This is a genomic window from Acinetobacter sp. YH18001 (assembly GCF_013416975.1).
Classification (GTDB): domain Bacteria; phylum Pseudomonadota; class Gammaproteobacteria; order Pseudomonadales; family Moraxellaceae; genus Acinetobacter; species Acinetobacter pseudolwoffii.
In genome coordinates this window covers 1-12511 of record NZ_VPEU01000056.1, presented here as the reverse complement: position 1 = coordinate 12511, position 12511 = coordinate 1, and the positions used below count along the sequence as shown (strand labels likewise).

General features: G+C 43.9%; 13 protein-coding genes and 2 pseudogenes. 11 read left to right on the top strand and 4 right to left on the bottom strand.

Annotation, left to right across the window (positions count from 1 at the left end; genetic code table 11):
- Window positions 1-119, bottom strand: a pseudogene (locus FTV48_RS12985) (TonB-dependent receptor plug domain-containing protein); the annotation flags it as partial.
- Between FTV48_RS12985 and FTV48_RS12980 the strand changes: the two are divergent.
- The 11 genes and pseudogenes from FTV48_RS12980 to FTV48_RS12930 form a co-directional block, all read left to right on the top strand.
- Window positions 92-1003, top strand: a pseudogene (locus tag FTV48_RS12980) (polysaccharide biosynthesis/export family protein); the annotation flags it as partial. The pseudogenes FTV48_RS12985 and FTV48_RS12980 sit on opposite strands and share 28 nt — an antisense overlap.
- A gap of 435 nt (window positions 1004-1438) precedes the next feature.
- Window positions 1439-3622 carry a polysaccharide biosynthesis tyrosine autokinase gene (locus FTV48_RS12975; RefSeq protein WP_180000604.1) on the top strand — a complete coding sequence of 728 codons (2184 nt, stop codon included), beginning with the start codon at window positions 1439-1441 and terminating at the stop codon, window positions 3620-3622.
- Window positions 3623-3787: 165 nt separating this feature from the next.
- The gene (locus FTV48_RS12970) at window positions 3788-4492 is read left to right on the top strand and encodes an FKBP-type peptidyl-prolyl cis-trans isomerase (protein ID WP_005094756.1); all 705 of its coding nucleotides are present in this window, start codon (window positions 3788-3790) and stop codon (window positions 4490-4492) included.
- Between the two features lie 48 nt (window positions 4493-4540).
- A complete protein-coding gene (locus tag FTV48_RS12965) occupies window positions 4541-5230 on the top strand; it encodes an FKBP-type peptidyl-prolyl cis-trans isomerase (protein ID WP_005173644.1) in 690 nt (229 codons plus the stop codon).
- Between the two features lie 163 nt (window positions 5231-5393).
- Complete coding sequence (locus FTV48_RS12960) at window positions 5394-6128, top strand: dienelactone hydrolase family protein (RefSeq protein ID WP_180000602.1); 735 nt, start codon at window positions 5394-5396, stop codon at window positions 6126-6128.
- 94 nt (window positions 6129-6222) lie between these two features.
- Window positions 6223-6582 (top strand): HIT family protein, encoded by a 360-nt coding sequence (locus FTV48_RS12955; protein WP_100535474.1) that lies wholly within the window; start codon window positions 6223-6225, stop codon window positions 6580-6582.
- A 160-nt stretch (window positions 6583-6742) separates the two neighbouring features.
- Window positions 6743-7771, top strand: coding sequence for an A/G-specific adenine glycosylase (gene mutY, locus FTV48_RS12950; RefSeq protein WP_100355450.1), 1029 nt, complete (start codon window positions 6743-6745; stop codon window positions 7769-7771).
- Window positions 7772-7840: 69 nt separating this feature from the next.
- Window positions 7841-8383, top strand: a complete 543-nt coding sequence (locus FTV48_RS12945; RefSeq protein ID WP_180000601.1) for a M23 family metallopeptidase — start codon at window positions 7841-7843, stop codon at window positions 8381-8383.
- Between the two features lie 15 nt (window positions 8384-8398).
- Entirely contained in the window at window positions 8399-8644 is a 246-nt protein-coding gene (locus FTV48_RS12940) for a hypothetical protein (protein WP_074383759.1), read from the top strand.
- Window positions 8645-8668: 24 nt separating this feature from the next.
- The gene (locus FTV48_RS12935; protein ID WP_180000600.1) at window positions 8669-9250 is read left to right on the top strand and encodes a DNA-3-methyladenine glycosylase I; all 582 of its coding nucleotides are present in this window, start codon (window positions 8669-8671) and stop codon (window positions 9248-9250) included.
- Window positions 9251-9254: 4 nt separating this feature from the next.
- Window positions 9255-10283, top strand: a complete 1029-nt coding sequence (locus tag FTV48_RS12930; RefSeq protein WP_180000599.1) for an NAD(P)-dependent alcohol dehydrogenase — start codon at window positions 9255-9257, stop codon at window positions 10281-10283.
- Between the two features lie 48 nt (window positions 10284-10331).
- Here the strand turns inward: FTV48_RS12930 and FTV48_RS12925 are convergent, their stop codons facing one another.
- From FTV48_RS12925 to FTV48_RS12915, 3 genes are all read right to left on the bottom strand, one after another.
- Entirely contained in the window at window positions 10332-10976 is a 645-nt protein-coding gene (locus tag FTV48_RS12925; protein WP_180000598.1) for an START domain-containing protein, read from the bottom strand.
- A gap of 58 nt (window positions 10977-11034) precedes the next feature.
- Complete coding sequence (dapB, locus tag FTV48_RS12920; RefSeq protein ID WP_180000597.1) at window positions 11035-11856, bottom strand: 4-hydroxy-tetrahydrodipicolinate reductase; 822 nt, start codon at window positions 11854-11856, stop codon at window positions 11035-11037.
- 350 nt (window positions 11857-12206) lie between these two features.
- A complete protein-coding gene (locus FTV48_RS12915; protein ID WP_004280859.1) occupies window positions 12207-12404 on the bottom strand; it encodes a hypothetical protein in 198 nt (65 codons plus the stop codon).
- Window positions 12405-12511: the final 107 nt, after the last annotated feature.

The following is a 12511-nucleotide window of genomic DNA, read 5'->3' as shown; positions in this document are numbered from 1 at the left end:
TCAGTTGCAGTCGTTTGACGACGGCCATCAATTAAAATGAGTGTGTCTTCTGCCTTCATACCGCGCATGCTGACATTTAAACCACCCGTTTTCCCAACACCATTACGAACGTCAACACCTGAATCATTACGCACCTTTATTTCAGCATGAAATGCAGGATTATCGTTTGAATCCAGGTGATATTTTATCCTTTCAATTATGGGCCTACCCGGAAATTAGTGCAGTTCCAACAGCAACTGATAATACCAATGGTTATCAAATTGACCGAAATGGTTATATCCATTTTCCATTAATTGGACGCTATAAAACAGTAGGGAAAACCCTTCCGGAGGTTAATCGGGAAGTACGCCGACTATTAATTCCTTATTTAAACAATCCAGATGTGGTGGTGAGAGTACTTTCTTATCAGGGACAGCGTTATTCAGTGGTGGGTAATGTGAAATCAGCTGGGCAGTTTTATTTGTCTGATCAGCCCGTGAGCGTTTATACAGCACTGGGTCTGGCCGGCGGCATTAACGAGCAAGGTAACTCTAGCTCTATTCAATTGGTGCGTCAGGGTGTGGCCTATGACCTCAATACAATTGCATTAGAAAAGGCAGGATATTCATTACATAAGCTGTTAATTCAACCCAATGACACCCTGTATATCAGTCCTCGTGAAAATCAGAAAATCTATGTCATGGGTGAAGCAGGCACGAATACCCCCTTACCCATACGTGACCAAGGGATGACTCTCGCGGATGTTCTCGGTGAAAGTGAAGGGATTAATCCCTATTCAGCCAGTGCTAGTCGCATTTACGTCTTACGTGACAATTCAAATAACCAAATGACTGAAATATATCATTTAAGTTTAAAAAATCTTGGAGATTTTGGCTTGGCCAAAAAGTTCAAAATGCACAGCAATGATATTGTCTATGTAGATGCCACAGGCCTGACTCGTTGGGAACGAGTGGTTAGCCAGATTCTTCCATTTTCAAATGTTGCTGGTACAGCTATACGCTAGCAGGTAGTTCAGCTATGCATATTAAAAAGATTTTGGGGAGCTGTTTTGAAAATATTAACCATCGATTAATGACTGAATGTTTATTAACGAGATCTGCCCGTATTTGTAGATTAAATCTATAAATATAGATGGCTGAAGTAATGCTCAGCGCTGATCACAAGACAGCATTTTTTACGTAATAGCATGGGATCTGCCTGCAACTCCATGTAGTTCAACACTAAATATGAAGCAGATTGAATAAAAATAATCTTATCCTGATCATCATAAAAATATCTGGTTTTACCAGACTAGATTTTTTATGAGGGAACAATAAAACCAGCATATTGGGGATTCATTTTTGCAGGGGCAGCAGGTCTTTGATGAAGTTCTGTAATTTAATTCAACACGACGTCATCGACTGGAAAAATCACTTTTAAACTTTTAGAAAGCAAAATTATGAACAAAAATAACAATACCGAAAATATGATTGACCTAAAAGGGGTGTTATTTTCCTTGTTTGCGCAATGGAAACTTATCCTCGTATGTGCCTTGCTCAGCGTGCTTGCTGTCCTGCTCTATTTACGCACTGCAGCGATTAATTATAAGGTCGATGCCATCGTCCAGGTCGAAGAAAGTAGAGGTGCCTCAGCTGCTTTATTGGGTAACCTTTCAAGTGTCATTGGGCAAATGTCTTCATCTAATGCTGAAGTTGAGGTATTAAAATCACGCAATATTCTGGAATCAGTAATTAATCGCTTAAATTTAGATCTTCAGATTACCAGTACTGAAGACACTTTTGTTCAGCGACTATTTCAAGGAATAAATTATCAAACCGAATATCAACCTGAAACTGTGCGCTTTAAAGAGGGTCAAAAAAGCTTTGACATTCGACAGTTTGAAGTTCCTGCCACCTATTTGGATAAAAATCTGCTACTGCAATTTCAACAACAGGGCTTTAGTCTGATCAATCCTGTGACAGAAGAAACTATTTTCAAGGGTGCACTGAACCAGCCAGTACAATTCAAGACTGCGCAGGGCGACTGGAAAATCGCGATCTTTACTCAGGATCAGCTAGATAGCAGTTATCAGGTGCAAAAGCTCTCTTTACCTTCAGCGATTGATTCTATTCTTGCCAATTATTCAATTGTAGAAAAAGGCGAACTTAGCGGGATTTTGCAGCTTCGCTATCAAGGTCATGACAAACAGCACATCACCAAAGTTCTGAATACTATTTTGGCAATTTATAGCCAAAATAATATTACCCGTCGTTCGGCAGAAACTGCTCAGACCCTCGCTTTCTTGGATGCTCAATTACCGGATTTAAGAAAACAGCTGGATGATGCAGAGCGGGTCTTTAACCAATTCCGTCAACAGCATAATACTGTCGACATCACCCGGGAGTCAGAATTATATTTAAATCAGAGTGTGACTTTAGAAACACAACGAGCTCTACTCGAACAGAGACAGGCGGAAATAGGCGCCAAATATGCAGCAGCACATCCGACCATGCGAGAAGTTACTGCTCAACTTCGTGTGATTAATGGCAAGATTCGTGAGCTCAATACCACACTTAAAAATCTTCCAGAAATACAACGCCAGTATTTACAACTGTCTCGTGAAGTCGAAGTCAAACAACAACTGTATACCAATTTGGTCAATTCCTACCAACAACTGCGAATTGCCAAAGCCGGCGAGATTGGCAATGTACATGTTATTGATACTGCGCTTGAACCGATTGACGTGATTAAACAGAAACAGCCATTAATTCTGTTCTTAACTTTTTGCTTCGGTACTTTCTTGGGAATTCTGGTGGCATTATTCCGCAATATGTTCCGTTCTGGAGTGAAAGATAGTAGCCAAATAGAATACCAGCTGGATCTTCCCGTCTATGCCAATATTGCACACTCCCCTGTTCAGAAACCGGGGCTGAAACTGCTGAAAAAGAAAAAACTGCCTTTCTTATTAGCCCTTAAACATAGTGATGATATGGCGATCGAAAGCTTGCGCAGCATCCGGACAGCAAGTCATTTCGCTCTGTCTCAGGCCAAAAACAATATTATTATGATCTCGGGTCCAGCGCCTAGAGTTGGAAAATCATTTGTTTCCAGCAATCTGGCAGTCATCATGGCAGAAAAACATAAACGCGTATTGATCATTGATGCGGACTTGCGTCGTGGTCATATACACAAATATTTTGATTTGGATAATCAATATGGATTAACTGAATACCTGAATGAGCAAATTACCTTGGAACAGATGGTACAAAGCACCAATGTAGCAAACCTCAGCGTCATCACCTGTGGTGAAAATCCAGTCAATCCATCCGAACTTCTCAATTCGGTACGGTTTCAGGAATTACTGCAACACCTGACGCCACACTATGATCATATTATAATTGATACGCCTCCTGTCCTGGCGGTCACGGATGCGATCATCGTGTCCCGATATGTCGGACTCAATCTGGTGGTGGCCCGCTATGCAAAAACACAAATGAAGGAATTGGCACTGACAGTGAACCGTTTTAAACAAGCGGGAAGTACCGTAAATGGCTTTATCCTGAATGATATCCAGCGTTCAGCAGGTGGTAGTTATAGCTATGATTATACTTATAGCTATAAAACCAAAACAAAAACCAGTTGATCTTTTTGAATAAAAAAACCAGCCATTGCTGGTTTTTTTATTTTTTTAAAGCTCTACCAAACTGCGATATTTGCTTGCTAAAAAACCACCCATTCTGCAAGATTTCTCAAAATTTTCTGCTAAGATGGAATGAACCTCAACGATAACATTAGATTGGAATAATACATGAGCAAGGCCTTACCGATTGCTGTCGCTGTTCTTCTAGGCGGTGCCGCGCTAGTACCTGTTTACTATGCAACTCAAAACCCAGCTGCTCAAACGACTAAAGCATCTAAAGATGCCTCTGCTGTTTCTAAAATCAGCTATGCTCTCGGTTATGAAGTGGCTCATCAAACCCCACCTGAACTCGATATTAATAGCTTTGTGACAGGCGTACGTGAAGGACATGCGCGTACTGAACCGGCGTATACTGAAGAAGAATTACAGGCAGCTTACGAACAGTTCCAGAAAGAAATGCAGCAAAAGCAACTTGATAGCACTAAACAGGCACAAGCATCGAGTGACAGTTTCCTGACAGAAAATGCCAAAAAAGCGGGTGTAAAAACCACAGCTTCCGGTTTGCAATACCTAGTGACTAAAGAAGGCACGGGCAAACAGCCAGCTGCTTCTTCAATCGTGAAAGTCCATTACACCGGCAAACTGGTGGATGGTACTGTATTTGACAGTTCGGTTGAACGTGGCGAGCCGATTGAGTTTCCACTCAATCAAGTGATTCCAGGCTGGACTGAAGGTCTGCAACTGATGAAAGAAGGCGGTAAAGCGACCCTGTATATCCCATCTCAACTTGGTTATGGTGAACAAGGCGTGCCAGGGACGATTCCTCCACACAGTACTTTGATTTTTGATGTGGAACTCATTGAAGTCAAATAATCTATAAATAAGGAGAGCAATGCGCTCTCCTTTATTTTGAGAATAAATATGAAAATACAAATAAGCTTGATGGTTTTACTGCTAAGTTCTGGCAATCTGCTTGCCAAAGATGTGACCAATAAAAGCCCGGAAGCTGAACAGGTCGGTTATAGCTTTGGTTATCTGATGGGAAAAAGTAATGCCGACTCTTTGCAAGGGATTGATCTGGATGCTTTCAGTGCCGGTTTAAAAGCTGCTGCTGCCGGAAAACAATCCACTTTAACTGAAGAAGACATGGCTCGAGTGCTGACCCAGTTTAAACGTCAAAGTGAAGCCAAAGAGCTGATTGAATTAAAACAAAAAGCTGAAGAAAACACCAAAATCGGTCAGGCTTTTCTGACAGAAAATGCCAAAAAAGCAGGGATAAAAACGACTAAATCTGGCCTGCAATATCAGATTCTTCAGGAAGGCAAAGGCAAATCGCCAAAAGCCGATAGCAATGTCCGCGTACATTATGAAGGCCGTTTGATTGATGGCACGGTTTTTGACAGTTCAATTGCCCGTAATCAGCCTGTGGTCTTCCGTACCACCCAAGTGATTACCGGTTGGACTGAAGGCCTGCAACTGATGAAAGAAGGTGCCAAATACCGCTTCTTCATTCCTGCAGAACTGGCCTATGGACAAATTGGTTCAGGTGATGTGATTGAGCCAAACAGTACCTTAATTTTTGATGTGGAATTACTGGAAATTATGAAGTAATCAATACTGTTTTTTTAAATATTCAATCAGAGAGGCGCGATAGCGGCCTCTCTTTTTTATATGGATGAAGCATAATTAATCGAATGTTTTCATGTCACATTCAGATCAGTTTTGCTATGTTATATGTTAATTAAACGGTTCAACAAGAATAGAGGACGTCAGCATGGCAGCAATCAAGACCCGTGAAATTCATTATACTGCGCCGGATGGTAGCGCATTGATTGGCTATTTTGCCGCTCCAGAAACAGATACACCCCTTGCAGGTGTGCTGGTCGCACCAGAATGGTGGGGTCGTAATGAATATACCGAACAGCGTGCTCGCGAACTTGCAGAACATGGCTATGCGGCCTTGGCAATTGACATGTATGGTGACAAAAAAGTGACCACCCATTCTGATCAGGCCTACCAGTGGATGATGCAGACCTTTGAAGATCCGGACACCATCGTTGATCGTGCGACAGCAGCTTTAAATACCTTGGCAGCACAGGATGAAGTCAATGCAGAGAAACTTGCTGCCATCGGTTTTTGTTACGGCGGTAAAGTAGTGCTGGATCTGGCGCGTGCCAATGCCCCTTTAAAAGCAGTGACCACCTTCCACGGGACACTTGCTGCCAAAGCACCGGCTCAAGAAGGTCAGGTTCAGGCCGAAATTCTAGTCTTGCACGGTGAGCTAGACAGCATGGTCACCTTAGATGATGTCGCCAGTTTCCGTGAAGAAATGCATGCGGCCAACGTCGAGCATGAGGTGATTGTCTTTGAAGATGCCAAACATGGCTTTAGCAACCCGCTCGCCGACGAACGGGCCAAAGCCAATGGCGTGGATCTTGGTTACAATGCTGAAGCGGAACAAAAAAGCTTGGCGGCGATGTATGCCTTATTGGAACGTCATTTGGCTTAAATAGATATAAGTGCTCGACTTGAAATCAAGCTGAGCACTTTAAAGAATCATTGAAGAAAAGAACGATAAATCCTACCAGAGGAGAATGCTGACTATGGCTGAAACCAACTGCCTTTACTGTAACTATGACGAATATGATGTCATTGCTAAAAATGATTATGGTGTGGTGCTGCCTGAACCGAATTCATTATCCGAAGGTCACTGTGTAGTGATTCCACTCCGGCATGTGGCTTCATTTTTTGAAGTGACGGACAAAGAACGTAAAAGCCTGATGTCTTTGCTCGAACAGGCACGTAATGAGCTCAATTTACGTTACCAGCCCGCCGGTTTCCATGTCGGTTTTATTGATGGCGAAGTGTTTCAGGAAAAGGGCGAACATCTGCATATTCATATTATTCCGCGCTATAAAGACAAAGTATTGAAGCTGGATGAACGTTGGGGGATTAGCGACTAAATCTTTGCTGTTTTAAAATAAATGCTCTTCGGAGCATTTATTGTTTGTGTTATTAAGCCGATATCCATACACACTACTCCGCAGTTTTTATCTACTTTTCACATTTCAGGCCTGCCGATTCCGCTATAATGGCTGCTGCTTATTCAGTTGCTATTTATCCATGTTTGTATTTTCAGATGCCCTGTTAGAATGGTTTGATGTGCATGGTCGTCATGACTTGCCCTGGCAGGTGACAGATGATCCCTACAAAGTCTGGGTCTCTGAAATCATGTTGCAACAAACCCAGGTCAAAACTGTGCTGCAATATTATGAACGCTTTATTCAGCGTTTTCCGACCGTTCAGGACTTAGGTCAAGCGTCTTGGGATGAGGTCGCGCCTTACTGGGCAGGACTGGGCTATTATGCCCGTGCCCGTAACCTGCACAAAGCTGCCGGCATGGTGACAGCACAGCAGCAGTTTCCTCAAACCCTGGAACAATGGATTGCCTTGCCGGGGATCGGCCGTTCCACCGCTGGTGCCTTAATGTCACTGGGTTTACGCCAATACGGCGTGATCATGGATGGCAATGTCAAACGGGTCTTGTCGCGTTTCTTCGCAATTGAAGATGATCTGTCCAAACCCATTCATGAACGTGCTTTATGGCAACTGGCTGAAGAATTATGTCCGGTCGAACGTAATCATGATTATACCCAGGCGATTATGGATCTCGGTGCTACGGTCTGCACTCCGAAAAAACCACTGTGCCTATATTGTCCGATGCAGCAACATTGCAAAGCACATCAGCAAGGTCTGGAAAATGAATTACCATTCAAGAAAGCCAAAAAACCGGTGCCAGTGCGCTCAGCACAAGTATTATTGATTCAGTCCTCTAATGAATGGCTGTGGCAACAACGACCCAACAGTGGCCTGTGGGGCGGACTCTGGTGTTTGCCAATTATTGAAAATGCCCATGAATTCGAACAGCAATGTCAGCAGCTTGGCCTAAAAAATATCCTCAAAAAAGTCCAGATCAGCCATAGTTTCACCCACTTCACCTGGCAGCTTGAAGCAACCGTTTTCGCAGTGGATCAGGATCAGCAGGAACATCTGGCGATTGAACTGCAAAGCAACTGGATGCGTCCAGAGACAGCCATTGATTGCGGTCTGCCGACAGCAATGAAAAAATTGATCTCTGCCGTTAACCTATGACATAGTCTGAACAAAGCATCATATCGATCAGCTCAGAATGAGCATTGCCAATATTTAAGGATGAATAGCGTGCGCCAATACCTTGCTTTGACCTGGGTGGCTTTGATTGCCATATTACTGACCGCCTGTAGCAGTACGCCGAAACAACCTTCTTCTGCACAGTTAAATCCGCTACTGGTACAAAAACTGCAAAATAAGCGAATGCCTTCTTCACTGCCCATCCCGGTGGCACGTGTACAGGCACGTGAATTACAGGATACCTGGGGGGCGTCGCGCAGTCGCGGACGTTTGCATGAGGGCATTGATATCATGGCTCCACGTGGAACCAAAGTCTTTAGTGCCACAGAAGGTCTGATTGCAGATTTACGCAATAACAATTTGGGTGGTAAAGTAGTCTGGGTTCTGGGTCCGGGCGGTTCCTGGCATTATTATGCACATCTGGATGGACATAAACGCGGCCTGAAAGTGGGTGATCCTGTCAAAAAAGGCCAGCTCATCGGCTATGTCGGCAATAGCGGTAATGCCCGACATACTGCACCACATCTGCATTATGGTATTTATTTACAGGGCAAGGGGCGCGGTGTGGTCAACCCCTACCCCTATTTACGTTAATTTTAGGATATTTAAATGTCAGAAACGTTGATCAATCGTCTGGTAGAATTTGCTGAATCAGGCAATCAACAAAAAATCGTACTGAATGGTCAAAGCTATCAGGGCTGGGTGATGGAAATTACCGAAGATGCGCTGCTGATCAGTACCGGTTATGCCGACAAAAGTGGTAAAGACATGTGGATTCAATTTAGCGATCTGGATCAGGCTGAACTGTCGTACTGGGACAATCAGCAGGATCAATGGGCTGTGTTTAAATTATAAAACTATAAAAATAAGGAGCATGGCATGACTCTGCAACGCTGTGGCTGGTGCTCCAATGATCCACTGTATATCACCTATCATGATCAGGAATGGGGACAAGCCCTGCTGGATGAAAATCGCCTGTTTGAAATGCTGTGTCTGGAAGGACAGCAGGCCGGTCTAGCTTGGATTACCATCCTTAGAAAACGTGAAGCGTATCGTGAACATTTTTTTCAATATTCCATTCAGTCGATTGCCTCACTTACAGATCAACAACTCGAACTCAAGCTTAAGGATGCCCGCCTGATCCGTCATCGTGGCAAACTGCATGCCATTCGAGAAAATGCCCAAGCATGGCTCAAGCTGCAACAGCAAGGCATCAATGTAGAGCAATGGCTCTGGTCTTTTGCCCAACAACCACGACTGAATAATGATGTTGCGGATTATCGTCAGGCACCCGCACAAACCATTGAGAGCCAGATCATGTCAAAAGCCTTAAAAAAGGCCGGTTTTAAATTTGTCGGACCCACCATTTGCTATGCCTTTATGCAGGCCGTCGGTATGGTCGATGATCACGAAAATCATTGTCACTTTAAAACAATATATTCCCATTCAAAGAAGAGCTGAATTTATGTCGAATAATATTATCCACGCTTATGCTGCAATGTCAGCAGGTGCTGCACTCGAACCCTATCAATTCGATGCTGGTGAACTACAGCCACATCAGGTCGAAGTCAAAGTAGAATACTGTGGCCTGTGTCATTCTGATATTTCAGTCCTCAATAATGACTGGGGTTCATCCGTTTATCCGGTCGTGGCTGGACATGAAATTATCGGTATCATCACGCAACTGGGTGGCGAAGCCAAAGGCCTGAAAGTGGGTCAACGGGTTGGCATTGGCTGGACGGCGGAAAGCTGCCAGTATTGTGATCCATGTATTTCAGGTCAGCAGGTACTCTGTACTGGCGGCCAAGTGGCGACTATTGTCGGACATGCCGGTGGTTTCGCCGACAAGGTCCGTGCTGGCTGGCAATGGGTCATTCCTCTGCCTGAAGATCTGGATCCTGAAAGTGCCGGCCCTCTGCTCTGTGGCGGCATTACCGTATTTGATCCAATCCTGAAACATCAGATTCAGGCTATTCATCATGTTGGCGTGATCGGGATTGGGGGTCTGGGTCATATCGCAATTAAACTGCTCAAAGCTTGGGGCTGTGAGATTACGGCTTTCACATCAAATCTGGACAAGACCGATGAGCTGAAAGCCATGGGCGCAGATCATGTGGTGAATAGTCGTGATGTTGCTGCCCTAAAGGCACAGCGTGGCAAGTTCGATTTATTGCTGAGTACGGTCAATGTCACCTTGAACTGGCAGGCTTATCTGGCCACTCTGGCACCGAACGGTACAGTACATATGCTCGGTCTCCCTTTAGAACCGATGCAGATTCCGGCGGGCATGCTGATTGGTGGTGCCAAGTCAGTTACTGGTTCACCAACCGGTTCGCCGGCGGCACTGCGTCAGTTACTCCAATTTGCCGCACGTAAAAACATTGCGCCACAAATTGAAGTCTTCCCGATGTCACAGCTGAACCAAGCGATTGAACATCTGCATTCTGGCAAAGCCCGTTACCGGATTGTGCTTAAAGCAGATTTTACAGCTTAAATCCTGCTTATTTTCAGCTGTTAAAAAGACCCAGAAATTGGGTCTTTTTTATTGTAGAGCTTCAGGCAAGACCGCAATAGATGAAGGCTTGGCCAGCTCGGTCTTCATTTTCTGCAGCATCTGATAAGGTTGCTGTTGCACAAACATATTTACGAAGGTCAAAGGAATGGAACCTTCCGGATTGGCATAACCATAGGTAGAGACCTTAACCTTGTTATTGGCCAGTTTCTGAAAAGTCCAGTCGCCCTGATAATCGGTTAAACGCACATAATCCGGGTTTAAAGGATAACCACTTTGGATGGCTTTATTCTTGATGGTGATCTGGCCATTGGCTTCCTTGATCATCTTGCCCTGCACAATCAGATCACGGTCTTTTAAGGGAAATGGAAAATCCAGCACCATATACAAGGTAAATTCGCCTTTTTTATCATCACGGGACAAGACCTTGATGCTGCCCATATAGGGCACCCATTGTACTGCATGCTCGATATCCAGAATCAGCGACACGGCATTTTCAATCGAGGCATGGTAGGTGGTTTCAGCTTTATACAGAAAGACCGGGTTTTGCTGATTCTGATAGGTCCAGACCTTGATATTATTTTTATCAATACTGAGTTTAGGCGTCCCGACAGGCTTTGCCTGCGCAATGGCACCAAGCGCCACTGCACAGAGCAGGAAAATCATTTTTTGCATTTTATTATTCGTCTTATTTTAGTTTTAGATCTTTTTTATAAATGATTTTGACTGGATTTTAAACCTGAATATCGTTAAAACCGAGCACGTCTTTCATGTCATATTTACGCGCTTCACGGCCTACGACCCAAGCCGCAGCACGTACCGCACCAGAAGCAAAGTTCATGCGATTGGTGGCTTTATGAGTAATTTCCACACGTTCCCCATCGGCAATAAACATTGCAGTATGTTCACCGACGATGTCACCACCACGAATGGTCTGGAAGCCAATACTCTTACGCTCACGCGGACCGGTATGACCTTCACGGCAATATACGGCATCTTCTTTTAAGTCACGACCCAAAGTTTCCGCAATCGCCTCACCCCACATCAAAGCTGTACCCGATGGCGCATCTACTTTGTGACGGTGATGTGCCTCAATCACTTCGATATCCACCGTATCGCCAAACACCTTAGATGCCAGTTCAAGCAGTTTAATCGATACGTTCACACCGACTGAATAATTCGCCGCATAGACCACTGGTGTTTCAGTTGCAGAGTCATCTAGGTAGGCTTTTTGCTCGTCATTCATCCCCGTGGTACCAATCACGATGGCAACACCTGCTTCACGGCAGATTTTCAGATGATTAACGGTTGCTGCCGGTGCGGTGAAATCAATCACGACATCACAGTTTTTGACTACATCGGTAAGGCTACCCACGACCTTAACACCTGTTGCGCCAATCCCGGCAAGTTCGCCCGCATCTGCGCCTAATAGGGTACTTTCAGGGCGTTCTACTGCAGCTGCCAATTGATAACTGGCTTCATGCACAGCCTGAATGAGGATACGCCCCATACGACCGCCTGCACCCAAGATTCCAATGCGTGGTGTAGCTGACATAACATAGTCCTGATGTTGATCCAAAATTGCTCTTACTATAGCAAAACTGCGGAATAACACTAAGATGCATTGCATAAAAATCAATGAAAATACTCAAAGAGCGAAATCACTGATATTGATAAGAGTTTCAATCCGGTCTTTGGAATTATGGGCTAGATCTCATCCAGGTCGTCGGATATAGATCAATAGCACGCATGAACCTAACCGTCTTCAAAAAGCAGCTTTCAAATCAGATGAAGAACATTCAAGCTTCGGGGGCAGATTAGGATCGTCTAGAGTTTTTATTGTCTTTCAATTCAGCTCGGCTTATCTCTCATTAAAGCGACGAACCTGAGTCACTTAGGGATGATCTATACAATTTTGAAAATTTTTCCACTTAAGGTACTTTGAAAGCACATTTCAAAACTGGGACGAATATCTTCACCATCTACAGTGATATGTTTTATATTGGAATGAGATTGTGTTTTAGAAAAATGATGATCGACTGTTGCTTGAATAGCGTGTTGAGCCCCAAACTGATCCTTCACACTGATACTTTGTTTAAGCATATCTATACCTTTAATAATAGTTAAAGTGGCAAAATCTCCACTAAAAATTGATGTTTCTTAATTTTATCTTTAAATAACTTTATGATTTAGCTTAAATAATTGATTTA